At 52.0% G+C, this 25,284-nt stretch carries 25 protein-coding genes and 1 riboswitch; of the genes, 15 read left to right on the forward strand and 10 right to left on the reverse strand.

The genetic code is table 11. The annotated features are described in order from the left end of the window. Positions 1 to 350 precede the first annotated feature (350 nt). Positions 351 to 545, reverse strand: coding sequence for an LBP_cg2779 family protein (locus HEQ50_RS02170; protein ID WP_168898831.1), 195 nt, complete (start codon positions 543 to 545; stop codon positions 351 to 353). Positions 546 to 807: 262 nt separating this feature from the next. Between HEQ50_RS02170 and HEQ50_RS02175 the strand changes: the two genes are divergently transcribed. Continuing rightward, positions 808 to 978 carry a hypothetical protein gene (locus HEQ50_RS02175; RefSeq protein WP_168898832.1) on the forward strand — a complete coding sequence of 57 codons (171 nt, stop codon included), beginning with the start codon at positions 808 to 810 and terminating at the stop codon, positions 976 to 978. A gap of 738 nt (positions 979 to 1,716) precedes the next feature. On the opposite strand, the gene HEQ50_RS02180 is transcribed toward HEQ50_RS02175, so the two are convergent. The 5 genes from HEQ50_RS02180 to HEQ50_RS02200 all read right to left on the reverse strand — a co-directional run bounded on the left by HEQ50_RS02180 (position 1,717) and on the right by HEQ50_RS02200 (position 5,696). Further along, the gene (locus tag HEQ50_RS02180) at positions 1,717 to 2,079 is read right to left on the reverse strand and encodes a hypothetical protein (protein ID WP_168898833.1); all 363 of its coding nucleotides are present in this window, start codon (positions 2,077 to 2,079) and stop codon (positions 1,717 to 1,719) included. Between the two features lie 45 nt (positions 2,080 to 2,124). Beyond that, positions 2,125 to 2,814, reverse strand: coding sequence for a thiaminase II (tenA, locus tag HEQ50_RS02185; RefSeq protein ID WP_168898834.1), 690 nt, complete (start codon positions 2,812 to 2,814; stop codon positions 2,125 to 2,127). Between the two features lie 33 nt (positions 2,815 to 2,847). Continuing rightward, the gene (locus tag HEQ50_RS02190) at positions 2,848 to 3,501 is read right to left on the reverse strand and encodes an energy-coupling factor transporter transmembrane protein EcfT (RefSeq protein WP_168898837.1); all 654 of its coding nucleotides are present in this window, start codon (positions 3,499 to 3,501) and stop codon (positions 2,848 to 2,850) included. After that, complete coding sequence (locus HEQ50_RS02195; RefSeq protein WP_168898839.1) at positions 3,498 to 4,910, reverse strand: ABC transporter ATP-binding protein; 1,413 nt, start codon at positions 4,908 to 4,910, stop codon at positions 3,498 to 3,500. Before HEQ50_RS02195 ends, HEQ50_RS02190 begins: the two co-directional genes overlap by 4 nt. A 231-nt stretch (positions 4,911 to 5,141) precedes the next feature. Then, complete coding sequence (locus HEQ50_RS02200) at positions 5,142 to 5,696, reverse strand: ECF transporter S component (protein ID WP_168898841.1); 555 nt, start codon at positions 5,694 to 5,696, stop codon at positions 5,142 to 5,144. A gap of 84 nt (positions 5,697 to 5,780) precedes the next feature. Beyond that, positions 5,781 to 5,872: riboswitch (TPP riboswitch) on the reverse strand. A gap of 215 nt (positions 5,873 to 6,087) precedes the next feature. On the opposite strand from HEQ50_RS02200, the gene HEQ50_RS02205 reads away from it, so the two are divergent. The 7 genes from HEQ50_RS02205 to HEQ50_RS02235 all read left to right on the forward strand — a co-directional run bounded on the left by HEQ50_RS02205 (position 6,088) and on the right by HEQ50_RS02235 (position 13,614). Continuing rightward, positions 6,088 to 7,260: a D-alanyl-D-alanine carboxypeptidase family protein gene (locus HEQ50_RS02205; protein WP_168898843.1), complete on the forward strand. Its 1,173-nt coding sequence runs from the start codon at positions 6,088 to 6,090 to the stop codon at positions 7,258 to 7,260. A 239-nt stretch (positions 7,261 to 7,499) separates the two neighbouring features. Further along, positions 7,500 to 8,666 (forward strand): serine hydrolase, encoded by a 1,167-nt coding sequence (locus HEQ50_RS02210; protein WP_168898844.1) that lies wholly within the window; start codon positions 7,500 to 7,502, stop codon positions 8,664 to 8,666. Between the two features lie 354 nt (positions 8,667 to 9,020). Continuing rightward, entirely contained in the window at positions 9,021 to 9,836 is an 816-nt protein-coding gene (locus tag HEQ50_RS02215) for an HAD-IIB family hydrolase (protein ID WP_168898845.1), read from the forward strand. Between the two features lie 85 nt (positions 9,837 to 9,921). Then, the gene (locus HEQ50_RS02220) at positions 9,922 to 11,214 is read left to right on the forward strand and encodes a PTS transporter subunit EIIC (protein WP_168898846.1); all 1,293 of its coding nucleotides are present in this window, start codon (positions 9,922 to 9,924) and stop codon (positions 11,212 to 11,214) included. Next, entirely contained in the window at positions 11,195 to 12,004 is an 810-nt protein-coding gene (locus HEQ50_RS02225) for an alpha/beta hydrolase (RefSeq protein WP_168898847.1), read from the forward strand. Before HEQ50_RS02220 ends, HEQ50_RS02225 begins: the two co-directional genes overlap by 20 nt. Positions 12,005 to 12,065: 61 nt before the next feature. After that, positions 12,066 to 12,881, forward strand: coding sequence for a Cof-type HAD-IIB family hydrolase (locus HEQ50_RS02230; protein ID WP_168898849.1), 816 nt, complete (start codon positions 12,066 to 12,068; stop codon positions 12,879 to 12,881). Between the two features lie 82 nt (positions 12,882 to 12,963). Beyond that, positions 12,964 to 13,614 (forward strand): hypothetical protein, encoded by a 651-nt coding sequence (locus HEQ50_RS02235; protein WP_168898851.1) that lies wholly within the window; start codon positions 12,964 to 12,966, stop codon positions 13,612 to 13,614. Positions 13,615 to 13,725: 111 nt separating this feature from the next. Here HEQ50_RS02235 and HEQ50_RS02240 read toward each other — a convergent pair whose 3' ends face one another. Next, complete coding sequence (locus tag HEQ50_RS02240) at positions 13,726 to 14,682, reverse strand: nucleoside hydrolase (protein WP_168898853.1); 957 nt, start codon at positions 14,680 to 14,682, stop codon at positions 13,726 to 13,728. Between the two features lie 169 nt (positions 14,683 to 14,851). Here HEQ50_RS02240 and HEQ50_RS02245 point away from each other — a divergent pair, with 169 nt between their 5' ends. After that, positions 14,852 to 15,895, forward strand: coding sequence for a PrsW family intramembrane metalloprotease (locus HEQ50_RS02245; RefSeq protein WP_168898855.1), 1,044 nt, complete (start codon positions 14,852 to 14,854; stop codon positions 15,893 to 15,895). Here HEQ50_RS02245 and HEQ50_RS02250 read toward each other — a convergent pair. Continuing rightward, positions 15,880 to 16,635, reverse strand: coding sequence for an alpha/beta hydrolase (locus HEQ50_RS02250; RefSeq protein ID WP_168898856.1), 756 nt, complete (start codon positions 16,633 to 16,635; stop codon positions 15,880 to 15,882). The genes HEQ50_RS02245 and HEQ50_RS02250 overlap by 16 nt on opposite strands. Positions 16,636 to 16,684: 49 nt before the next feature. Between HEQ50_RS02250 and HEQ50_RS02255 the strand changes: the two genes are divergently transcribed. Then, positions 16,685 to 17,680 carry an NAD(P)/FAD-dependent oxidoreductase gene (locus HEQ50_RS02255; RefSeq protein WP_168898857.1) on the forward strand — a complete coding sequence of 332 codons (996 nt, stop codon included), beginning with the start codon at positions 16,685 to 16,687 and terminating at the stop codon, positions 17,678 to 17,680. A gap of 538 nt (positions 17,681 to 18,218) precedes the next feature. Here the strand turns inward: HEQ50_RS02255 and HEQ50_RS02260 are convergent. Further along, positions 18,219 to 20,309, reverse strand: coding sequence for an LTA synthase family protein (locus tag HEQ50_RS02260; RefSeq protein ID WP_305066822.1), 2,091 nt, complete (start codon positions 20,307 to 20,309; stop codon positions 18,219 to 18,221). 366 nt (positions 20,310 to 20,675) lie between these two features. On the opposite strand from HEQ50_RS02260, the gene HEQ50_RS02265 reads away from it, so the two are divergent. Further along, complete coding sequence (locus HEQ50_RS02265; protein ID WP_168898861.1) at positions 20,676 to 21,341, forward strand: histidine phosphatase family protein; 666 nt, start codon at positions 20,676 to 20,678, stop codon at positions 21,339 to 21,341. Between the two features lie 15 nt (positions 21,342 to 21,356). Continuing rightward, complete coding sequence (locus tag HEQ50_RS02270; RefSeq protein ID WP_168898863.1) at positions 21,357 to 21,791, forward strand: GNAT family N-acetyltransferase; 435 nt, start codon at positions 21,357 to 21,359, stop codon at positions 21,789 to 21,791. Positions 21,792 to 21,944: 153 nt separating this feature from the next. Here the strand turns inward: HEQ50_RS02270 and HEQ50_RS02275 are convergent, their stop codons facing one another. Next, positions 21,945 to 22,424 carry a C40 family peptidase gene (locus tag HEQ50_RS02275; protein ID WP_168898865.1) on the reverse strand — a complete coding sequence of 160 codons (480 nt, stop codon included), beginning with the start codon at positions 22,422 to 22,424 and terminating at the stop codon, positions 21,945 to 21,947. Between the two features lie 202 nt (positions 22,425 to 22,626). Here HEQ50_RS02275 and HEQ50_RS02280 point away from each other — a divergent pair, with 202 nt between their 5' ends. The 3 genes from HEQ50_RS02280 to HEQ50_RS02290 all read left to right on the forward strand — a co-directional run bounded on the left by HEQ50_RS02280 (position 22,627) and on the right by HEQ50_RS02290 (position 25,215). After that, positions 22,627 to 23,097, forward strand: coding sequence for a MerR family transcriptional regulator (locus HEQ50_RS02280; protein WP_168898866.1), 471 nt, complete (start codon positions 22,627 to 22,629; stop codon positions 23,095 to 23,097). A 133-nt stretch (positions 23,098 to 23,230) separates the two neighbouring features. After that, positions 23,231 to 23,755 carry a PadR family transcriptional regulator gene (locus HEQ50_RS02285; protein ID WP_168898868.1) on the forward strand — a complete coding sequence of 175 codons (525 nt, stop codon included), beginning with the start codon at positions 23,231 to 23,233 and terminating at the stop codon, positions 23,753 to 23,755. A 17-nt stretch (positions 23,756 to 23,772) separates the two neighbouring features. Beyond that, positions 23,773 to 25,215, forward strand: coding sequence for an MFS transporter (locus tag HEQ50_RS02290; protein ID WP_168898870.1), 1,443 nt, complete (start codon positions 23,773 to 23,775; stop codon positions 25,213 to 25,215). Positions 25,216 to 25,284 lie beyond the last annotated feature (69 nt).

Raw genomic sequence — 25,284 nt, forward strand, 5'->3', positions numbered from 1 at the left:
AGTCAAATTTGGTCTCAGCCGTGGGATTTACCAAGCGATTTTTCTTGGTAAATGGCGTCTTTGAGACGCGGGCTGACGGCTCAAAGCGAGGGAAAAGACTGTACTTTGGCTTTTCCCGATCCTTCCCACCGCGATCCAGACCAAATTTGGCGAACGGTAAGGCGGCCAGTACGCGATAATCATATTATAATGGGTGATATTCTTGTCACACCAAGGATTCTAGCTGGTTTCTATCTTTCAACCTTTAGTCATTTAAGTTCAGGAGACACCAAAGCGTCTGGACGATTGGCCCAGACGCTTGTTTTTTGCAGAATGAAAACGGAATTTGTAAACTCGATGGCTGTAACTGGCTAATTAGGCTTGGTGGCGATCAGACTCTTCAAGGCACTTTGCTCGTCACTGGTTGGTGCGAGCTCGCCTGATTTGATGGCGTGATACTTTTCGACCGAAATGCGAGAGCCGAAAGCCATTTCACCGTCAGTTTTATCGTATTTCTTTTGGTAGGCGATGATTGCTTCAGCAAGATCATTTAATTCTTGACTCATTAATATCCCTCCAAATGATAATCCAAATTACTGCTTACGTTTATTATACTAAAGTTTTGCAAAAGCGGTGAAATAACCCTCGATATCTGCAAGTTTTTTTGCATTCTACTTGATGAACGGGCGAAAATTGCGTAAACTTATATCCAATATAACAATTCCTGTCGCATAGTGGGAAAATTGTTAACGCAATTTGGTCAACTTGTCACGGTTTTGTGATATTGCTGTCTTATGCTAGGCGGTAAAAAGATGAAGGGGTGCCAGGATGAATCTCAGACGTGTTATCTCTAGTTTGACCATGGCTGTGGTCGTGCTAGCCATTGTGAGCGGAATTTCCTGGTTCACTATGGGGAAGCGCACGATCACCCACGTGGTCACGCACGCGGAGACCGTCAATGTGATGCGTACGCGGGCCTCACAGATTCGTCTAAAATAAACGCGGGAACATGCCGCCACTGGGGTCGGGGAACCGGCTGAATCACTTTAAAATTCGGTAATCATATTGATTACATGACTACAGTCTCTTGTAGTTTATCAAGCGGGGAAACGGGCTAACTTCGGTTAGTCCGTTTCTTTTTCGGTTAAAAAGAAGTTTGTCGAGAAATAAAAAGGAGGCTAAACTGGCCGCCTTACCGTTCGCCAAATCTGGGCTGGAACGCTGGGGAAGGACCAGGCCAAGCCTGATGAAGCGGTCTTGGCCTTCGCTTGTAACCGCCAAGAAGCGGCGTTTCCAAGTCGTCCATTCAAGACTGGAAGTCCACCAGCCTTGAATGCCCCGGCTGAGCCCAGATTTGGTTCACTCACGGCTAGAATGGTGACGGACTTGTCTTTTGACCCAAAATGATGGGAGGGAGAAAAAGTTGGCCAGTATGCCGTGCTAATGGGTAGTATCGCCGGAGGAGGCCAGGGATGGAGCCAGTCGTGGGTGCAAAGTTAGCTGGTGTTTCTTAGCCAGGTTACTTTGCAGGACGACCTTGGAGACGTGATTTTCGGCTCTAAGGCGAGGGGCAAGACCGCTTTGTGGCTTGCCCCGGTCCCCACAACAGGCGGAATCCCTGGCAGCCGCAGGCGACTGTTGCCGGTCAAGAGCTAGCCTCGGATACATGGTGAGATTTCAGTGACCAAATAAAATCGCGCGCCCCGATTACCGGGACGCGCGACGTTTAGCTGTAAATTAGAAGTGAAACCAGTCACTTTGGTTGCGGCGAACCTCGCCACGTAGACCAAAGAAGTAGATCATAAAGGCGGCCACGAGAACGGCCAACACAATGGTCCAGAGCCACGCTTGGGTGTAAATAAAGGTGAAGTACGCAAAGCCCAACGTGCTCAAGATGATGAGCACCAGATTCACCGGCAGATTCTTGCTGTGAATAAAGGCGGTCGCTAGCGTCAAGACCACCGCACTACCGAACATGTTATCGCCGGATGCGCGACTACCCAGGCCGTTAAATAGCGCATAAACTGCAATCAGCAGTCCCACCAGTAAGGCCAGATAACCAAAAGACTGTAAGAACGTTAATTGTCGTAATCGTTTCATTGCCGACACCTACTTTCTCTCGTACGGTGCCTTTATTATACCGCATTAGTTTTCGGCTGAAAAATCTGACGGCTTTGTTGGGGTGGGCAAGTCCCAGGTCTCATGATCGAGGGCCATTTGCCAGAAGTTCAATTCATACCAGCTACTGCGCGCGAAGATCGTCAGGAGATCTTCCTGATTTTCCGGCGTGGCCACGTGGTTGGCCAACGCCAACTGATCGGTCATCATCCCGGTATAATCATCGGCATCGTAAGTGTTGAGCCAATCCTGGTAGATAGGCACGGGCGAACCGGCCTGGGCGAGCTCCTGTCCAATCTCGGCGTAGAGCCAGTAGCACGGCAGCAGTCCCGCCACGGCCCCCGCCGTTCCCGCCGCTGCCAGTGCGCGGTACAAATGACTCGTGTAGGCGTATCCGGTTGGCGCAATGGGCGTTGCCGCCACTTCAGCGGCCGTGATTTGCAGGCGGTCAAAGAATGTTTGCCGCACAGCGATTTCCCCCTGACGAAGGTGTTCGGCCCCGGCGTGGAGTTGGCGGGCAACCCGCGGATCGGTACTCTGATCGGCGGCTAAATCGTGTAGCTTGCCGAATTCTTGTAGGTAATAGTGATCCTGAATGAGATAGTACCGAAACGTCGCCAGTGGCAGGGTTCCTGCGCAAAGCTGCGTGATAAAGGGATGGTGTTTGGATGCGGTCCATGACGCTAATGTCGCTTCGTGTGCGCGATCAGTAAACATAGCAAAAAACTCCTTTGTGAACAGATAGTGAGACTAGGGTAGACCCACGAATAGGCCGACTTGAACCAGTAACAAGCTAATGCCGAATAACCACCAATCACGCGCCACGAGGGGCACCGTTAAGGCGTGTGTCCGCGGTGCGTCCTCGACGAATCCGTGTGACGTCATGGCGGCGGCCAGTTGATCTGACCAATTCATGGCGGCTAGGATAACTTTGAAATACAACCGGGGCGACCACACGTGCAGGACCTCACCGCGCATCAACGCAGCGGCGCGGACGGTTGCCACTTCCGCTTGAATCTTGGGCATCAGGTTAAAGGCCGCCAGAAAACCATAGGCGAACTTGCTGGGTAGCTTGGCGTTTTGTTCCAGCGAACGGGTCAGCCACAGGGGCTTCGTGGTCAGCGTAAACCAACCGCCCATGTAAACGTAGACGAACATCCGCGTGAAGAGTACGATCAGAAAGTGGGGCGAGGCATTCCCCCGTAGCATTAGGGACCACACCAACGTGCCGGCAAAGAATAGCGGAACCAGCGTCAACCAGAGCAATCGCCGCCAAGGGATGTGGTTAATGAGCATCAACCCTAGGCTAACCACAATCAGGGCCACGTTGACACTCCAAACTTGTGCGAAGGAGACCTCCAGCGCAATCAACACGAGTAAAGCGAGTTTGAGTGAAGGATTCATGTGCGCACCCCCTGATAAGTGAGTTGGTGGTCGGCCAGTTGTAAATGCAGATCGACCAGATCGTTTAGACCACTGAGCTGGTGGCTGATCAGAATTAGCGTGAGATTTAAGTCGCGTTGAACCGTCGTGAGAATGTGCATGACCGCTTGAATGGAAGCGTAGTCGAGACCTTTGAGCGGTTCGTCTAAGAGGAGGACTGCTGGGGCCATGATGAGCATACAAAGCAGTTGTAACTTCTTTTGTTGCCCACTGCTGAGCGAGTAGAGCACCCGATCATCGCGGCCCGCCAGGTTTAACTGCTGGAGCAGCTGTTGAATTCGGGTCGACGTGAAATAGGTACTGTTACCGTATTTCTGCGATAACGCCAGTTCCTCCGCCACCGTGACGTTGAGAAATTGTGCGGAAGCGGCTTGAAACATCAGGCCAACCTGCCGCGCGTAGTGCCGCTTATGAATCTTCTTGATATCGGTGTCGCGGTAGGCAATGTGGCCCTGATAGCGACCTAAGCGCACGAGGGCCTTAAACAGCGTGGACTTGCCACTCCCATTGGGGCCGGTGATCAGCGTGGTGCGATGCGCATAGAACTTGAGATTCTGTGGCGTCAACAGCTGCCGGTCACCGTGTGTCAAGCCTAACTGGGTGCCCCGGAGGCAGACGGTCAGTTGGTCGTTGGGTAGTTGAACGTGTGTCAGCTGAAGGCGTTGTGGCGTAAAGGCGGCAAACCGGGTTTGCGTTTCTGCGGTGGAGAGCAGGTGAAGTTGCCCGTCCGCTAAGACGGCGAGGTGGTCAACCCACTGCTGATAACCACTGAGGTCGTGATCGGCGAGGATAATCGTTTTCCCCCGTTTTGTGCAGAGGGCGACCAATTTTTCAAGTAAGACCAGTCGCGTTGGGGGATCGATGCTGGCGAAGGGTTCATCGAGGAGAATGACATCGCTGTCCATGGCCACGATGATGGCCAACGCCACTTTTTGTTGTTCGCCACCGGATAGTTGCATGAGTTTCCGGTGCTTCAGTGGGGTGATCCCAACGAAGGCCAGGGCCGCATCGCTTCGCCGTGGGATTTCGGTGGCGGGAACTTGTTGATTTTCCAGTGCAAAACGTAATTCGTTTTCCACGGTGTCCATGGTAAATTGCGTGCTAGGCTCCTGAAAGAGCATGGCAACGGTGCTGGCCCGCTGTCCGGGTGCAATAGCGCTGAGCGGCTGATCATCAAAGGTGATGGACGCCGGTTCATCGTTTGGGAGCAAGCCAGCGATGAGTTTGAGTAATGTAGACTTTCCGCCACCTGAGACACCGGTCAGCAGAGAAAACTTGCCCGCTGGAAAGGTGCCAGAAAGCCGATCCAACACAGGCCGAGCCTGCTTGGGATAGGTGTAAGTGAGTGCGTGTACCGTGACGGTTGCCAAATGAATTCCCCCAATACTTGACGTGACTTCATGGTTAAATGCCCGCGGCTGGCGCCATCTCCAGCCTTCTCCGGCTAGTGAAAATTGGGAACATCATGCGGTCATTTTTAGCCAATCGTTGCCGCATATAGGTGCGAATCCGATTAGCTCAAATGAGTGGTTGAGGCCGAACGAGAAGAAAGACTGCGCGATGATCGGCACAGCAGCCGTGGGCCAAAATACAAGCGCAAGTTAGTTCTTTAGAACGTGAGCCCGAACCAACAGATTGTTGATGAGCTTGGTCAGTACCCCGCCGAAAAGGAAGACGGAGACGAACCGAACGCAGACCAACAGGAGCAACAACGGCAGATGGTAGGCCGCATATCCGTTACGAAACAGGTCCCAAGTAAAGGTCACAACGGTCGTGGTCAGTGCGCTCAAAGCCAGCGTGAACCAGCCGTAGCGCTTGTAACCGGTGAAAATGAACCCGAGTTCGGACCCAAAACCTTGAAGGACACCGGAAATCAATGTGCTAGCGCCCCACATGCCCCCAAGAAACATTTCAACAACGGCTCCAAGCAGTTCACCGAGTGTTGCCGAACCCGGAATCCGAATAACAAAGCCGGCCAGTGGCCCCGCCATGACCCAGATACCGATGACCAATTCGTTCGCCAACGGTGACAGGCCCACGGGTGCTAGTGCCGCTTGTAGAATGGTGTAAACCGGCCCAATTGCCCAGAAAATAACTCCCATAAAAAATGCAATAATTGTAACCAAAATAATATCTCGAATATGCCAACGTTTCATAAACAGTCGCCTCCAAAATTTTAGACGCTGAGGGGCCACCAATGCTAAAAAATCCCCACTAAGTCCATTAGTGGGGTTCATTGATAGCTATTGATTACGCGTTCCCTTCGCTGGTATTAGCCAGAGCAGGTTCAATGGGTTTGTTCTCAGCCGCGATGGCACCCCAGTCGTATTTGATTAATTTCTAGCTTAACGAGTTCGCGAGAGAATTGCAACCATCGCTTAGAAAATTCGTTTCTAGCCTATAAGCAGTTGTGCCACGCAATAGTTTTTACGAATACGTTACATCAGCGTCGATGAGGGTCGTGTCGCCTATCACTGGGAGGGAAAGAGTGCTATTCTAATCATTAGTCAGCTTAATTATTGTAAGATTGGAAGGATTCGCAAGATCATGCGTAAATTACAGAAGAACCGCGGTTTAATCGCGTTTGCCGTTGCGATGATGGTCGGCGGTGTCGTCGGTCCCACGACGCCCGTTCACGCGGCAGCGGGGTATCGGACCGTGAGCACCAGGTCAATTAAGAAAACACCCTATCACAAGAAGAGTCGCCGGGGCGCCATTTTCAACAAGGCGCACACACGTAAGGTGATTAACCTAACTGCCCATCCCAACACCACGTGGTATGCCACCAAGCGGGCTACGCTAAAGCATGGGAAGACGCGGGGCGTTTACCTGTACGTTAGAAATGGTAAGGGCAGTATCAAGGGCTGGATCTGGCACAATTACCTCAAGGTGGGTAAGGCCCCCTTTACCTTGCGTAAGGCCAAGGCGGCAGTGGCGATGGATGCCAAAACGGGTAGGGTGGTCTGGGCCAAACACGCCAATACGGCGCGGCCGATTGCCTCCGTTTCCAAAGTGATGACGTTGTATCTAACGTTGAAGAAGATTGATGGTAAGGCCAGTAACTGGCATCATAAGATTAAGATCACCAGTCGGGGTTTGGTGTCCATGAGTCGAAGTGCAGCGTATGGCGGTTTTCACTTTAAATTAAACCACAAGTACACGGTGCGTCAGCTCTACTACGCGGCTTTCCTGGATTCGTCCAACAATGCGGCGATTGCGTTGGGACAGTGGGTCGGTGGCAGTAACGGTAAGTTCATTCGGAAGATGAACGCGCAAGCCAAGGCCTGGCACTTAGGCCAAGCACACTTCGTTTCCGCTTCCGGGCTGGAGAATAGCGATCTGCGGACTTACGGTTACGCCTATGGTAAGGCCAACGCCAACAAGGTTTCGGCCAAGGATGTCGCGTTGATGGCCCGCCACCTTATCACGCGCTACCCACGCGTCTTGAGGGATGGCAAGATTGGGTCGATGAAGGTCAACGGCCAGACCTGCCATAACTATAACAATCTGTTGAAGGGTCGGAAATACTACCGCGCCTCACTGAGGGTGGATGGTCTGAAGACCGGCTACACGCCTTTGGCCGGGTACTGTTTCGTTGGTACGGGCCAGAAATCCGGCAAGCACCGGGTCATTACGGTCGTTTTACACGATGAAGATGAATTTACGGAGACCAGATCGGTGATGACCCACGCCTACGGATTGCGGAGTATGAACAACTAATTGCTATTTAAAGTGCCTACCGGACAAAATGTGCGGGAGGCATTTTTGATCGAAACAGTCCTGCAACCACTTCACCGGATAAAGGTAAAGCTGATAAGTTGTTAAGCGTCCAAACGGTGGATTACGGGAAAATTACGTCCCCAACAACTAGGTTACAAAGCCGGCTTGCCCCTTGTTGCTTGGTCATTTTACATGGTAGGCTGGTTGATAGTGATAACCAAAGAGGAGATTTACATACGATGAAAGTTTCAAAGTTTAAAGGCGCGCTGATGGCCTTGCTCTTTACGGTGACGCTAGGGGCCGCCGTGAGTGTGCAAGTGACCGCCGACGCTGCAACGTATACGACTGTTTCGAGTAAGACCGTCAAGAAGACGGCCTACCACAAGAAGAGTATGTCGGGGGCCATTTACAATCAGGCACATAACAAACGGATTGCCACAATGAAGGGCTATCCAAATACAACGTGGTACGTGACGAAACAAGCCACGTTAAAGCACAGCAACTCCAAGGGCATTTACTTCTACGTGTCCAATAAGGGCGGCTCGGTCAAGGGCTGGATCTGGCACGGTTACCTGAAGAAGGGGAAGGCGCCGTTCGGCCTGAAATATGCTAAGAACGCCGTTGCGCTTGATTACACCACGGGAAAGGCCGTCTGGTCCAAGAGTGCCAACACGGCGCGGCCAATTGCATCCGTGTCGAAGCTGATGACGCTGTACCTGGTCTTGGACAAGGTCGACAGCGGTTCCGGTAAATGGACGGACATTGTGAAGACCAATAACAGCGGTCTGGTTGCCATGGGCAACAGTGCCAGCTGTGGCGGCTTTAAGTTCTACAGTAACCATAAGTACACGGTTAAAGAGCTTTACGATGCCGCACTATTGGATTCATCCAACAATGCCGCCATTGCGCTGGGCCAATGGGTCTCCGGAAGCAACGCCAAGTTCATCAAGAAGATGAACGCCCAGGCGAAGAGTTGGGACCTGGACAAGGCCAGCTTTGTCTCCGCCTCAGGCTTGGAAAACAGTGACCTGAAAGTCTTTGGCTACAGCTACGGTAAGGCTAACGCCAACATGGTTTCCGCCAAGGACGTGGCGCTGATTGCCCGGCACCTGATTCAGGACTATCCGCGGGTCTTAACGGACGGTTCCGTGGGCTCGAAGACGGTGAATGGTCAGCTCTGCTACAACTACAACAACATGCTGCCCGGTCGAAAATACTACAAGTCCAGCCTCAACGTGGATGGTTTGAAGACGGGGTACACGCCACTTGCCGGTTACTGCTTCGTGGGGACCGGTCAGAAGGCGGGTAAGCACCGCGTGATCACGGTGGTCCTGCACGATGAAAATGAATTCACGGAGACCCAATCCCTGATGAATCACGCCTACAGCTTGGGGATGGATGCGTAATTAACCATTACCGTTTGCGAAATCTAGGCTGGTGATTATCCGCGTCATCTGACTCAGACTGTCGTGGTTAACATTGGATGACTTAGCATCTGGTCATCGAGGTTTAGCTTAGATATGAATTGAATAGATTTGAAAATCACGTTAGCGGTCGCTGGCGTGATTTTTTGTGACCAACAATTTCTGTCGGCGACTAATTCAGTTAAATGTAATTCTGCCAACAAGTCGTTTACCCTACCGGAATCGCCGTTGTATCAACGTTTGTTTTATGATTTTATTTGTAGGATTAATGCGTTGTGCTCGGCGTTTTCATCAGGTATGCTGGGAGTATGTTCAGTTCAGAAAGGGTGGAGACGGATGCGACCCAAAGTGATTGCAACGGATTTAGATGGAACGTTTTTAGATGATGCGGGGCACTTTGCGGTTGCCCGTTTTGACGCACAGCTGGCCGCCTTGGCGCGCCGGGAGATTCACTTTGTCGTGACCACTGGCGATCCCTTAGACCACGTTCAGGCGTTATTTGCGCCCCTGAGTCGGCGGGCAAACCTGACTTATATCGTCGAAGATGGTGCGCTCACCGTGACGGGACAGGGTGAACAATTGCAGTCTCAAGCGATTCCGACGGATGATTGGCGTGCGGCCGTGAGTTGGCTGAAGACGACCCCGGTCATGGCAGGCTGTTTCGTCATTGCTTGCGGTCGGGATTGCGCGTATACCGAGCTATCGGCAACCAGCCAACGGTTTGCCGACTCCCAAGCGTTTTATCCGAGTCTGACGAGTGTTGCAGACCTCACACAGGTCACGGACGCGATTCTCAAGTTAGATGTGACGTGGCTACGGACCGAGGTGAGTGCGCAGGTTACCGCGTTCAACCAGCACTTTCAAAACTGCCTCGTGGGTACCAGCAGCGGTCTGGGCGGGATGAACGTCACGTTACCGCTGGTGAGCAAGGCGTCCGCCCTCCTCGCACTCGGACGAATTTGGGGCGTTTCGCCGGATCAAATGGCGGCGTTTGGTGACTCCGGGAATGATCACGCCATGCTAGAGATGGTGGGGCAGGGATTTGCGGTTGCAAATGCCGATCCGGCAATCATCACGGGGCCGGTCAAACGGTTGGCAGCGACGAACCAACAGGGGGCCGTGAGTCACCAGATTGATCAGTGGTTAGTTTAGGTGACTGCCACACGAACCGAGTGGCCTGATTAAGTCACGCCACTCCCTTTGCCGTACAATCAACGGTGTTGGGGGGATGACGGTGATGGTTGAACAAACAAGTGAACTAGGTCGGGGCTTCATTAGTCTAGAGATCAAGTTTCGACGCAATCGACAAATACGGGCGATTTACCAGGCCTTCCGTCTGATTTTTCCGTTAATTTTAGTCGGGACCTTGGCCGATTTCATCAATCAAGCTTGGCTACAGCGGAGTGGTTATTACTACCAGACTTTGCACGTGGCCAAGTGGGCATTTCAGCTTAATTTATGGCGGGATTATCTGGGCCTCTTAAGCGCAGGCGCACTGGGATTAACGGTCATCCTAGTGGCGTTTGCGGTGAGTTTCTACCTGGTGATCCCGGCCACGCCAGTGCTGGCTGACCGCTTAATGGCGGGAATCCTCGCCATGCTTACCCTCAGTGTCTGCAACGTGAACCGTCAATCGCTGGTGACGCATCGGCCCATCCAGTGGGTTGCCAGCAACTCGGACTTATCCGGGATTTTGATCGGTATTTTAGTGGGATTGATCGTTGGAAATGGGTATCGGTGGCTGATTAGACATCAACGGGTGACCCAGCATCCGTTAAGACAGACAGTGGGGACGGTCAGTCTCTGGCTCATTGTTTTGACGGGACTTGGTTTTGCCTGGGCCAGCACCCAAACGGTGGGCCTCAATGCGGCCGTTCAGACGTTGACACGGTGGCCCTTTCAGTTGCCCCATACTCTAGGAACCTTGTTGGGCTTTGGCCTAGTGACGGGCGTCGGTCAATGGCTCGGTCTGCTGGGGCCAATCGCCAGTGTTGGGGGCCAATCGGTAGCGGCAATTCAGAACTTAGCGGCCGTTTTAGATCATAGCGGTTGGCAGATTCCCCATCCCATTACGGTGCATACGGTCGTGGATGTGTACGCGACGAGTGGTGGGCCGGGGATGGTCTTAGCCCTGTTGCTGGCAATCTTTCTGGTACAACACAATCAACGACAACGGCGGCTGGGCTGGACTTGTTTGGTCCCGACATTAGGGAACTGTAACGCACCGCTGTTAATCGGTCTGCCCGTCGTCCTGAGCCCCATCTTACTGGTGCCCTTTATCTTGGCGCCACTACTCTGCATCGCCATGAGCTGGGGCTGTCTCGTGTTGCGGTGGGTCCCCGCTGTGGCTTACCCCTTAGCAAACGGCACACCGGGCATCTTGCAGGCCTATTTAGGAACTGGCGGCAGTTCGGCGGCTTTGTTACTATCAGTGATCGAACTCGTCTTGAGTACGATGATTTATTATCCGTTCGTGAAGTGGGCCAGCATAGCGGAGGAGGCGGTGACTCATGATCCAACGATTTCGTAGTGTGCTCGTGATTGGCTTGGCCCTCATCTTGCTGTGTGTCCCGGGATTTCTCTGGCGGCCACAGCAGCGCGCCGATGTTCAAGCGACCTATCGTAGTCAGATGGCCCCGGTCTTCTTAGTTCCCGGGTCGAGTGCCACACAGAATCGATTTGACGCCCTGGTTGCGGGTCTTAATCAGAAGACTCCCCGGCGGCACAGCCTGTTACGTGTAGAGGTCATGACGGATGGTTCTTTGAAATACACGGGGAGCATTCGCGCTAACGATACGCAGCCAATCATTGTTGTGGGGTTTGAGAATCATCACGATGGTTATGCGACGATTCAAAAGCAGGCCAAGTGGTTTACGATTGCCTTTCGAGCCCTTCAGCGGACATACCATTTCAATCACTTCTCTGCCATGGGGCACTCTAATGGTGGCTTAGTCTTGACCATCTTTTTGGAGGATGATTTGGCGAAAACGCAGGCCCACGCCGATCGGTTAATGACCATCGCCTCGCCATTTAACCTTGAGGAACCGGACCAGAGTGTCAACACCCCCTTGTTTAAGCAACTCATCGCGGGGAAAAATCGCTTACCTAAGGCGTTGACCGTTTACTCGATTGCCGGCAGCAAGGGGTATGATGGCGATGGTATCGTGCCCTTCGACAGTGTAAACCGCGGGAAACTGATCTTTCAGGGGCAAGTTAAGAGTTTTACACAAATGACGGTGACCGGTGCAAACGCCAATCACGCCGACTTACCAGAGAATCAGCAGATTATTACCCTTATCCGGCAGGACCTTTTAGCCTAGACGTGGTTCACTTCACGACCAGGAACGTGTAAACTAGAGGGTATACGGAGGACAAAAACGAATGATAAAAATGATTGCGCTCGACCTAGACGAGACGTTACTGAACACCGATAAAACGATCAGTGAAGAGAATGCGGCCACTTTACGGCGCTTGCATTCAGCAGGCATCAAAGTGGTATTGTGCACGGGACGCCCAATCAATGCGATTTGGGGTTATCTGGAACAGCTGGGCTTAACGACTAGCGAAGACTACACGATTACCTTCAATGGCGCGTTGGTCATCCAAAATACGACGAAGGAAGTACTGGCGCAGAGCGGGTTAAGTAAGCACGATTTCCAACCACTCCATGCGTTTGCGCAGGAGAATGGCTACCCGTTAGACATCTTGGACTTTGATCAAGTCTATCCTGTGGCGGATCTGACGCCCTCGGTCTATCAGCACATGCTAAAGGCCCCGATGGACTTCGTGCCGACCAAGTTCGCCGATTTACCGGATCACCTCTTCAGTAAGGCGGTTATGGCGACGGATGCCCCGATCTTAGATCAGGTCGTCAACAACTTGACGCCGGCCTTGCATGATCAGTACCACGTAGTCCGTTCACAGCCAAAGATTCTGGAATTCTTGGCGGCGGATATGGACAAGGCCGTTGGCTTAGGCCAATTGTTGACCCACTTTGGGTGGGACTTCAGTAATCTAATGGCCTTTGGTGATGCCGAGAACGACTTGGGCATGATTAAAGCCGCTGGCGATGGGGTGGCCATGTTAAATGGGCAACCGGAGATTAAGGCCGCCGCTGACCACCAAACACCAACGACTAATAATGAAGCGGGCGTGGCTGCATACCTGAAGCAACGTTTTGCAGATCTCTTAGCGTAACGGGAGCGATTCGTTGCAATTTTAGAACAGCCATGGCAGTATAAAAGATATATTGCGTGAATGAATAAGGAGGAGTATGGTCATGAAACGTTTAGTGGTTAAGTTAGGATTAACAGTGATGGCATTGGGGACTTTAGGTGGTGTGGTTGCGCCCAGCATTTCGGCGAGTGCGGCCAAGAAGCCAACTATTAACAATACCGATCTGAAACGGTACTACAAGAGTGCCAAATCCAAAACGGCTTTTTATTTTAAGACGTACAAATCAGGGGGCAAGACCGGATCTATGCTGATCCTGGGCGACTTTGGTTCGAAACCTAACGTAAAGTATGGTGTGCCAACGTCGACCAAACTCAGTAAGAATCGGCAAACGCTGACGACGAAGTATAAGCTGATCCAATTTAAGACGGCTAATAAGAAGACCACCACCTCGTTGACGAAGAAGACCTACACCTTCAAATTAACGAAGAAATCCAGTAACAAGTTCACCGCCAAAATTGCCGGAACCAAGGCCAACCGGCATTTGGCAACGACTGGTAAGACTTATACGTATACCAGAACCAAGACGAGTCCAGCAGCGGCTTATAGTAAGAAATATGCGCGGCCGGTCCTGTATAAGGAATACATGAAGGCCTTCTCATCCCTATCGGCAGCTCAACAAAAGAAGTTTGCGAACCAATATGCGGATAGTGGCGTTAAGACCATGACCAATAACTTTAATTACAAAGTCAAATAAGTGAAGCGCGAACGGTACTGCCAGAAGTGGTGGTACTGTTTTTGATTTTCGTCGCGTTAAAAAAGCCCCGTCCATCACGATCGATGGGCGGGGCTTCAAATCATTAAAGAATTAGTTCTTCTTGAACAGTGCCGTCAAGTATTCCATAAAGGTCTTCAAGTAACGGTCCTTATCAACCGCTACGGCAACCTTGACGTTGGTAGGTTCGTTCAACCGGTTATCATCACCGATAGTCCGGCCATAGGTTTCCTTGTTGTAGTTAACGACCATGTTCAGGTCGATTGTCGTCACGAAGCTTGGGTCCAAGGCTACCCCAACGGCGAGGGGATCGTGCAAAGCACAGCCGCCTAAGTTATCGTTGACGTCAACGTAGGCTTGGATGTAGTAGTCCACGATGTCGGCAAACTTTTCACCGGCATCGGTACCCAAGTCACGCCATTGTTGGGTTTCCTTCTTGGTTAAGAGGGTCCGTAGCGTCACGTCCAGACCCACCATTGTTGAATGCATAGGGCTGGTTAAAACGGCGTTAGCGGCTTCAGCATCTTGGTTGATGTTGGCTTCGGCGTAGGCCGTTACGTTGCCGGGAACCGTCAAGGCCCCACCCATGAAGGTCATATTGCCGATTTCCGTAGCAATTTCTGGGGCCTTCTTGATGGCAGCGGCCAAGTTGGTCATGGGACCAGTTGGGACTAACGTCAAATCTTTGCCATACTTGTGAACAGCATCGATTAAGAAGTCCACGCCGGATTCCTTTTCGATAGACCGCTTAGGTGCGGGAAGTTCGACTTGGCCGATCCCGTTTTCACCGTGGATGTCGGCACTCACTTGCATCCGGTCAAAGTGATCGCTGGTTGAGGAGTGACTTTCACCCAAGTATACGGGAATGTCGGTGTGACCGAGCAGTTCCAAAATCTTCAATGAGTTTTGGCCACCAGCTTCGACCACCACGTTGCCGTAAGAACCGATAATCCCGATTAAGTCTACGTCTGGAGCACCCAAGGCGTAAGCAATTGCCAAGGAATCATCGATACCTGTATCTAAGTCTAGAATCATTTTTCGTTTTGCCATGATTTCGTCTATCCCCTTTGATCGATATATATTAAATGGGCTGAACACCTACTTTAACTATAATGTAACGGTTTACATTTAGCAACCCTTGTTGGAAGCAAGTTGAAGCTAACCGGCATTCACGGTAAACTAGAAGCCAAGTCGAAGCACCGTGTAAGGGGAGTAGATCATGGCGAATAAAGAGTCTGTTAAGCCGGTTAAACGGCATTTTGAGTATCACAATCATTTATTGGACGATGCCACTAAAGAGATGAACGAGTGGACGGGCGAGAACAAAGTCGTTGAAATTCATTTATTTTCAATGTTTTCGGCCGTGTTTAAACATCATGATTTGGATGATGCCGAATCCCTATTCATCGTCGGCACGAAAGAAACCACGCCTTCGCTGGAGGCCGTCTCTGCGGCGCCAGTGAAGCCCTGGCTGTTTTCTCGTGTCTTTGCGGTGTTGGGCGCTAGCTTTGTCCTATTAGCCTTGTTGTTTCTGGGATTTCGGAGTAACAATGCCGTCCCGGGGATGATCTTTATCGGGTCGTTGGCCGTTCCGTTTTCACTCATGATTATGTTTTTTGAAATTAACGTCTTCCGCAACATTTCTGTCTACCAACTCATGGCCGTATTCCTAGTGGGGGGGATTCTGTCCCTGGTCGCCACGATGATTCTGTATTCGCTGATTCCGTCCGGCAACGGTGTATCGTGGGAGTCGGCGTTAATCGTGGGTTTTATTGAAGAGACCGCGAAGATGCTGGTGATTGCCTTCTTCATTAACCGCTTCCGGCTGAACTATATCTTCAATGGCCTGTTGGTGGGGGCCGCTATCGGTGCGGGCTTCGCCGTCTTTGAGACCGCCGGGTATACCGGTCAGTATGGACTGGTTACACTGTTGATGCGCAGTTGGCAGGCCATTGGCACCCATACCATTTGGTCAGCCATCATGGGAGCGGCGATTATTTTAGCCAAGGACCGGCACCAACCCGTCACTGGGAGTAATATGGTTGCGCCCAAGTTCCTGCGGTTCTACCTGTTGGCGATCTTGTTACACGCCGGTTGGGATTGGAACGCGCCGTTTGACGTGCTGGATATCCTGTATCTTCAGCAGTGGGCACTGATTGCCATCGGCTGGCTAGCCATCTTCGTGCTGATTAACGCCGGTCTGCGAGAGGTGCGCACGCTTCAGGGACAACGCATCTTGAAGAATAGTCAGCTTGGTGGATAGAGAAAGCGGATGATCTGCCGGTCGATACCCGGATTTTCGTGGAGCAAGGAATGTTGCATGTCCCAGATGGGGCCATCTAGCTCCTCGAAACGGTAACTGCCGACGCGACCGGCCACGAGTTGGCGTAGCGGCAGGGTCGTGTTCACGGGGACCTCGCTGTCGTTTCCCGTCCGGCCAATATTACCGGCTAGGTTGAGAATCTGCAGGTGGGGGTAGGTTGTACGTAGTGGTGCGCAGCCCGGAAAGTCGGCCGCAATGCAAACGATTCGGCTGATGGTGACGGGCGCGTGCTGAGATTGATTCAGATAGTCGTAGGCAATGGTGCCCCCGGAAGAATGGCCGATGAAGTTGACGTGGGTAATCCCGTAGCGGTCGTGAAGCTGTCGTAAGACGGGCACCAACTGAGTCGCTTCTCGCTGGGCGTGCGTGTTATCCTTAAAGAGGACGGGCACCAGCACGTTGGTGGTGAGGCGCTGGTGTTGTTGCCAGCGGACGTGGCCATTGTAAGCGACTTTAGCGGTTAAGGCAAAGTGGCCGAGGTGAGGGCGGTTGAGGCTGAGCACCATGTCGCGCATGGACAGCCAGCCACCGCTGTTACCGGGCAATAGTAAGGTTGCCGTGGTCGTTTGTGGGACGCGCAGGTTCGTCAGTGCCGCTTGGCGCGCGTGCCAAGCCCCGGCGAGACCGCCAAGGGTCAGTAGAGCGGTGAATAAAATTGTCAGACCACGCAGATGTTTCATGACGGTCATCTCCTCACAGAGTTAGCATTTCAAGAATGGAGTACAGATAATGACAGAAACTTATGATATTACGATTATTGGCGGCGGTCCGGTCGGCATGTTTGCGGCCTTTTACGCCGGTATGCACAACGCGAAGACCCAAGTGATCGAAAGCCTCGCAGAGCTGGGGGGACAGGTCAATGCCCTGTATCCGGAGAAAACAATTTTGGATGTGGCGGGTTTCCCCGGCATCAAGGGCCGCGACCTCATTGCCGGTCAACAGGCCCAACTTCAGCAATTTCCGTTGACGATTAAGACGGGTGAGGCGGTCACCAACGTGGTGGCCAATGCCGATGGGTTTGCGGTGACCACGGCTCACGAGACGAGCCAGACGCGGGCCATCATCGTGGCTGTGGGGAATGGCGCCTTTACGCCGCGTAAATTGAATGTGGCCAACGCCGACGCCTTAACGGGCAAGCATCTTTTCTACAGCGTCCGTGACCTGGAGCATTTTCGAAATAAACGGGTGATGGTTGCCGGGGGCGGGGATGCGGCCATCGACCAAGCCCTGATGCTGGAATCCGTGGCTAAGTCTGTGACGCTCCTACACCGGCGGGCCCAGTTCCGAGGGTTGGCGCACATGGTGGACCTGCTCGAAGCCTCCACGGTAAACGTACAGACGCCTTACCTGATTCGCGATCTTCAGACGACGGCGGATGGCGCGGTCGATGTCACGTTGAAGCCGGTTGGCGCAACGGCAGAGATGACCCATCAGATCGTTGATGATTTGGTCGTCAGCTACGGCTTTACGGCGGATCATTCGGCTCTAGCCGCGTGGGACGTAGACCTAGCTGAGGATCATCGACTGATTGCTGTTGACCGGCAGATGACCACCAGCGTCCCGGGCATCTACGCCATCGGGGATGGGGCCACCTATCCCGGCAAGTCGCCACTGATTGCGATCGGTTATGGGGAAGCGCCAATCGCCGTGCAGGCCATCATGTCCACGTACTTCCCCGAGCGCCGCGGGCCGGTGCACAGTACGTCGATTTCACTGAAATCGTAGGACTGAATTAAATCCGGCAGTTGGCGCCACGAGACGGACTGGACGCCTTGCCGTTCGCCCCAGATGAGCTGGAACGCGGTGGGCAGGACGGAGAAATCCTGAGAAGCGGTCTTTCTCCTCGCTTAGAACCGCTACAGACCGGCGTTTCTAAGTCGCCATTCCCTAACCGGCGAGGACCAGCCGCTAAGGGAATCCCACGGCTGAGCTCATCTGGAGCTTCACTCTCGGCTAGGTTAGCAGTTGACCACGGCAATTGGTTTAAGTGCAGGCCATGAGTGAACGTTGACCTGTCGTTGTACCTGCCAGCAGTGGTGGGGGTGTCCTTCCTCAGCACTCCAACCCAGACTCTGCGAATGGCAGGTCGATCGGCTCGGACGATGTCGACAAGAACGTTTGGCTAGGACCTATCGGTGAGTCCCGCTCAGGTCGCACCTCCAGTTAAACTTTAAAATGCACGCTGATTAAATGCAAAGAAGCTATCCACTCAACCTAACGATTGAACGGATAGCTTCTTTATTTTGTCCCGAGATAACCAGTTTTATTTACCGCTGGTGTCATCTGGGTTGGTAATCTTGATCCGGTTAGAATCGGTTTGCTTGTGGTTGAGTTCCGGTGCATCCGTCTTGTACAGCCCTTGCGTGGATTTATCGCCATTCCGAGAGAAGAGGCTTGTGGACTTCAGGCCCAACTTCTTCTCCAACTTCTCGGCCTTCTGCAGGCCATCGGAGTAGTTATAATCGGCTGGATCAACGGCCGTGAAGCCCTTTGGATGGTAGAAGCGCAACAGGTTCTTGGAATTCAAGGAATCCGAGTAATTCAGTCCCTGGTTCACGTGCTTCTGCATCTTCTCAATCTTGGCCTTGAGCTTGCCCGTCGGATGAATCTCCTGCTGGGTCTTATTGCTGTAGATGGTGCCATCAACGGAGGTGTAGCCCGGGCTTTCCCAGTCGCGATTACGGAAGGCCACGACCTGGTTGTGTTCGCTTGAGAACAGGTCGGTTCCAAACTGCAGGTACTTCTTAGTGTTCATCCCCATCAGGTGCATCAGCGTTGGCAAGACGTCAATCTCGCCGCCATAGGTGTGTTCAACCTTACCTTTGGTGTAGCCGGGCATATTAAACATCAACGGTACGCGTTGAAGCTGGGCATTGTCGTAGTCGTTCCAGTCGTCCGGATCGACACCTAGCAACTTGGCCAGACTCTTGTTGGACGAGTTAGAAATCCCGTAGTGGTCCCCGTAAATCATGACCAGCGAATTCTTTGCTAACCCGGATTTGTTGAGGTAGTGGTAGAATTCCTTGATTGATTGGTCGAGATAATTGGCGGTCTTGAAGTAATTATCGACCGTTTTATCCCCGGTATCCGGTGTCTTGAAGTTACTATCCTCACTATCCAAGGAGAACGGGAAGTGATTGGAGACGGTCAGGTATTTGACGTAGAACGGTTGTTGCAAGTGTTGGAGATACTTGACGGAATCATTGAACAACAGTTTATCCTTTAAGCCATAGCCTAATGATTTATCGCCAGAGGTATCGTAGTAGCTGGCATCAAAGAAGTACTGGTAACCGAGGTTCTTGTAGGTGTTGTTCCGGTTCCAGAAGCTCCCGACATTTCCGTGGAAGACCGCGGTGGTATAACCGGCTTGATTGAAGATCGCCGGTGCGGCCTGGAAGGTATTATCGTTCCCCAGCTGGGTGAACAACGACCCTTGTGACAGGCCGTACGTTCCTGTTTCCAGCATGGTTTCGGCATCGGAGGTCTTGCCTTGGCCGACTTCATGGAAGAAGTTGTCAAAGCTGTAGGTGGACTTGCTCCGGTAGAGCTTGTTCAGAAACGGTGTGACCTCTTGGCCGTTGACCTTCTTATTGATCAGAAATTGTTGGAAACTCTCCAAGTGAATGATGATGACGTTTTTCTTCTTGGCCACCCCGTAGAGCTTCTTGTCGGGGGCCGCGTAGTTTTTGTGGACGTATTTTAAAATGCCGCTGAGCTCGGACTTCTTGGCATGGGAGCGCATCTCACTGGTGTGTCCGGACTTGATGCCGTCGTACACGGTGAAAGCGTCGAGGCCTAGGTACTTGACCACGTAGGTCCGATCGAAGGTCCGCGTTAGGAGTTGTGGCCGGTCCATTTCGCCCAACGTCAGGTTGACGGAGAAGGCGAGAAGGGCGGCGGAGGTAACGGCCAACCCCACCCGTTTATTGACGGGACGAGGATCAACGTAGATTCGACGCATTAACATCAAGACCAAGACGATGACGAGGTCCAGCCAGTAAAGGATATCGTGTGGTGAGGTCAGCGCCAGGGAACTGCCGGAGAGTCCCTGATCCACCTTGGAATAGCCCAGTACGGTGCTCACGGTCATGAAGTCGGTGAATTCCCGGAAATAAATGACGTTTATGTAGAGCAACAGGGTATTTAAGATGTCAATCAGAAAGATAAAGGGGTAGAAGAACCGTGCCCGTTTAAGGTAGAGTGCCAGTCCGAAGAGCAGCACCGTGGTTGCGAGCGGGTTTAAAATGACGATGAGGAACTGGAAGGGGTCGCTCAGTCCTAATTTGAAGTCGACGAAATAGGCGACTAATGTCTTTAGCCAGAAGAGCACAACCAGCAGGGTGACAAAGCCCATTCGTGTGCCGGTTCTGGCCCAGATTCTTTTGAAACGTTCCAAGTTATTTCGCTCCTTCATTTGTAGATAAGTAGTCTTATTCTACCATAGTTAACGGCACTTGGCTGTTGCGCGTAACACGGGTATTTTCCCTATCCTAGCAAATAACGCCGCTAGATAGTAGCTCTAGCGGTAAGTTTAGGAAAAGTTTAAGTCCCGGCCGCCAACAGCTGGCTGAAATGGGGTCCCGCCCGCCGCCTTACCATTGGTGAACTCTAGGCTGGCATAATCATCTGTCTGACAAAGAAATCAATACCATTGTCAGCGTTATTTGGTACACTAGAGTCAGAGAAAAAAGTGTCAGTAAACGAAAGGTGTGAAGACGTTATGGACAAGCAAATCACGTTGTATGTGGTGCGGCACGGACAGACTTATTTCAACATCTATAATAAATTGCAGGGTTGGAGTAATTCGCCCTTGACCGATGCCGGGATTGCGGATGCCAAGGCAGCCGGTGAACGGTTGAAAGACGTGTCGTTTGCGGCGGCGTATTGTAGTGATACCACACGCGCTGAGCAGACGGCTAAGACGATTTTAGCGGCCAACCATTCTCAGCCAGCGGCTAAATTGACCACGGCCCCGTATTTTCGTGAAGAGTTCTACGGGTACTACGAGGGCACCGACATGGCGCAGGCGTGGTACGTGGCCGGGGCACCTCACGGGGTGCCAACATTTAAGGCCATCGAGGAGAAGTACTCTATTGGCAAGGCCAAGGATTTCTTAAAGGAAGCCGATCCCTTCCGTCAAGCCGAAAATAACGAAGAGTACTGGGCACGTGTCGATCAGGCCTTTGAGCTGATTCGTGCCAATCCAGACCTCAAGGATGGCGATAAGGTCTTGATGATCAGTCACGGTAACACTCTGCTGAGCCTGATGGAACGTTATGGTCAGGGAAAATACGACCTGAGTGTGCGGCCCGCCAATGGCAGTTTAACCAAGTTACTACTGACACCGGACGACATTCAGGTGTTGAGCTACAACCAAAAAGATTAGAACGAGGATGGTTTGATGGAAATTAGAATGGCTTGGGGTAAGTTGAACCCCGTCTATCAGGATGCCTTACAGATTCGTAAGGATGTGTTCATTGGCGAACAGGGGATTGACCCACAGATAGAGCTGGATGGCACAGACGAGGATAAAATGCACTACGTGGGCTACGTTGACGATCAGCCCGTGACCACCGCGAGAATTGACATGTTGGCGGGCAACCGCGTAAAGATTCAACGGGTAGCCACGGAAAAGGCGGCCCGGCGCCACGGGTACGCCGGTGAGCTCATCAAGCAAATTATGGCGGACGCTAAGAAGTCTGATGTCACTAGGGTGGAGTTGGATGCCCAACAGACGGCGTTGGACTTCTACCAAGAGCTCGGATTTACCGTAATCGGTGAGGTCTTTGAAGAAGCGGGCATTCCGCATCGGACCATGCGCTATACGGTAGCGTAAACTTAAATTTAAAAAGTCATCACTTGTTTGGGCGCAAACGCGACAAGTGATGACTTTTTTGGCGACACAAGACCCGTTACCGCAAGCCATCTGCTTACGCGTAACGGGTCATTTTTAAGATCGTTCATTTGAATTCATGAGGTTCAGACAGAACTAGTCGGCGTTAGTAGCGGTATCCACGCGGGCATAACCAACAGCGTGCCACCATGGGGCATGAACGGCTTCACGAACCACGCCACGGTTTTGGGCGTCAATCATCTTGCCGCCACCGATGTACATCCCAACGTGGGAAATGGAACCCTTGCTGTAACCGAAGAAGACCAAATCACCCTTTTGAATGTTCTTGTAACTAACGTGCTTGTACTTGTTGTATTGGGCTTGGGCCGTCCGAGGTAACGTGGTCTTAGCACCCTTCTTGTAGATGTAGCTGGTAAACCCAGAGCAATCAAATGCAGAAGGACCAGTGGCACCATAAACGTAACGCGCACCTAAGTGGGACTTCGCAACTTTGTAAACAGACTTAAAGTTAGAATTGGAACTGGCTGATGCCGTGGTTGTGGTACTCATCGAAATAGCGAAGGCCCCAACCAAAACTAACGCAAATGCGGCTAATAGTTTAACAACTTTCTTCATTCCTACTGACAACTCCTCATGAATTATTACAATTACTAGACTACCAATGTAATGTGACAAATATGTAACAACCCGTTTGCAAACGGGTTAAATGTCTTAAACAAATCGTTACTTTTTGCAATTTAGTTGCAATATTACCCCAAACCTTGGTATTATCTAACAGGATTGGTAAGTAAGTTAACATGGGGAGGAAGCGTGAGCAATGGCAGTATTTTCAGAACAGATTCGCGAAGCCTTTGACTTTCATCGGTTAGTTTTTCGCATCGGGGAGTTATCAACCATGACCGATGTGTCCGCCCGGCAGCTACGTTACTGGGAGAAGAAGGGACTCATCACGTCACGTGAACGGGACGATGGTCAACAGGCCCGCGTTTACACGTTTAAGACATTTATTAAAGTCTCGATCATGAAATATTTTCTGGACAGTGGGTACACGTTAGCCGGTGCGGCCAAACAGGCCCAGGCACGTGAGGACCGCGTTAAGGATATTCACAAGTTTATTTCGACCGGTATGAAAGGCTTTGCCCAGATTGACGGCCAGATGGCGCTTAACCTGGGGCGTTTTGATGACGAGCGGACGTTGATGGCCGTGTTGCCAGATGAAGGCGACGTGCAGTATAAATTGCTCCCCAACGCTGAAGCCCAACGGTTGACCGCCGAAATTGATATGTAATATTAGCTAAACGGACCTGAGATGACTGCATCTCGGGCCCGTTTTCACTTTCAACTGACGATTACCAACAGTTTTTGTGGTATATATCGGGCAGATATACTATAATGAGTCACCGATAAGGGAGTTGATGCGGGTGTACGAATTATTTATTCTAGGTCAGCTGATGGATCATGCCATGTCAGGCTATCAACTGCGCAAGGCCCTAGCCACGGTGGTGGGGCAAGAACAGACCGTGAGTTATGGTGTGCTCTATCCACTGTTGGAACGATTGGCACAGCGCGAACAGATTACGCTGGTGACCGAAGCGGGGCAGTCCCGTTCGAAAAAGGTGGCCCGAATCACGTCGTTGGGCCGAGAACATTTCGCCCAGCTCGTCATGGTTCCGGTCACAATCAACAAACAGGCCCAGTTGGTCTTTCAGATTAAGTGTAACTTCCTACACCTGCTTTCGTTGACCGATCAGCGGACGATTTTGCTGGATTTTCAGAAATTTAGTCAGTTACAATTGAAAAATTTACGGGCGGTGCGCGACTATCTCGCCGATCATCCCCGGATGGTGCCGACCGATGTCGTCGATGCCCAGCAGGTGAGTCAATTACAACAAGTTCGGGCACAGGCCCAAGCCACTTGGGTGGCCGCACGCCTCGCCGAACGGTAAGTAAGGGAGCATGGCCGATGAATGGTAAACGTTTTGCGGATGATCCGCAGATTCAAAAACATCGCTGGTGGATTCTGGTGGCGGTCTGCCTCTTTACCTTTATGTCCACTCTGGACGCGAGCATCGTCAACATCGCGTTGCCCGTCATCAGCAAGGACCTCATCATTCCGATGAATCGGGCGGAATGGGTGGTATCCATCTATTTAATTGTGATTTGTGCATTATTGCTTCTGTTTGGGAGGCTCGGGGATACCCGTGGGAAGATTCGGATTTTCAAAATAGGGTCCATCCTGTTTACGGTCGGCTCACTTCTCTGTGGTTTCAGCGTTGGACTGGGTTTTCTGCTGGTGGCACGGGCGATTCAGGCCGTTGGGGCGGCCATGACCATGGCGACCAACAGTGGCATCATCACCGAAGTCTTTCCGTTTAACGAGCGCGGCCGGGCCTTGGGAATGATTGGCTCGTTTGTGGCTTTGGGAAGTATTGCGGGCCCCGGTGTCGGCGGCCTGATTCTGGCACACCTGAGCTGGGGGTATATCTTCTGGATTAACGTACCGATTGGTATCGTGGCCTTTTTGATCGGGCAACGCATCCTGCCGCGAGACATTACCATGAGTCGGCAACCGATCGACCGGGCCGGTGCCACGTTGTTTGCGCTCATCATTGTGACGTTGTTTGCCGGCGTCTTTATTGGCCAAGAGATTGGGTTTGGCCGGCCGGCGATTCTGGGTCTTTTTACCATCGCCGCGATCACCACGATCGTCTTCGTGCGGCTGGAACTGCGGTTGGATCAGCCGATTCTGGCGCTTCATTTATTTGCCAATAAGCGCTTCACTATCAGCATTCTCTGCGCCTTTCTGATCTTTGTGGCCAACTTTTTCTTCAACGTCATTGCACCCTTCTACTTGGAAAACGCGCGTAACATGCCCGCCAATTACGCCGGGTATGCGTTGATGACCTTTCCCATTGTGCAGGTCGTAGTGGCGCCGATTGCCGGGACCATTTCGGATAAGATTGGACCGGAAATCTTGACGTTTGTGGGGCTAATCCTGATTGCCATCAGTCAGGTGGGCTACATGCTGGCCAATCTGGCCACGCCATTGTGGCTCTTCATGTTTTTTGTCGGTCTCGTTGGTTTCGGCAACGGTGTCTTCATGGCCCCGAACAATGCAATCGTCATGAGCTCGGTCCCCATGAAGCACCTAGGCGTGGCCGGTGGGGTCAATGCCTTGGCTCGTGAAATGGGGATGATTGTGGGCATCTCGGTGGCCACAACCGTCTTATTTTCGGCAATGGGCCACTATGCGGGGCACAAGGTCACGGCCTACCTGCCGGCACACCCGGATATCTTTATTGCGGGGATGCACGTGGCGTTTATGGTGTCGTTGGGGATCTGTCTGGTTGCCAGCGTGATCACCGGTTGGCGGGTCTTTCACCGTGCCACGCCGGTAAAGAAATAAGCTGTCCGGCTGCGATTCGAGTCATGTTTTGTGAACGGTGAGGCGATCAATTTCGACTAAAAAAGCAAC

The organism is Lactobacillus sp. HBUAS51381 (assembly GCF_012641095.1).
Taxonomy (GTDB): domain Bacteria; phylum Bacillota; class Bacilli; order Lactobacillales; family Lactobacillaceae; genus Levilactobacillus.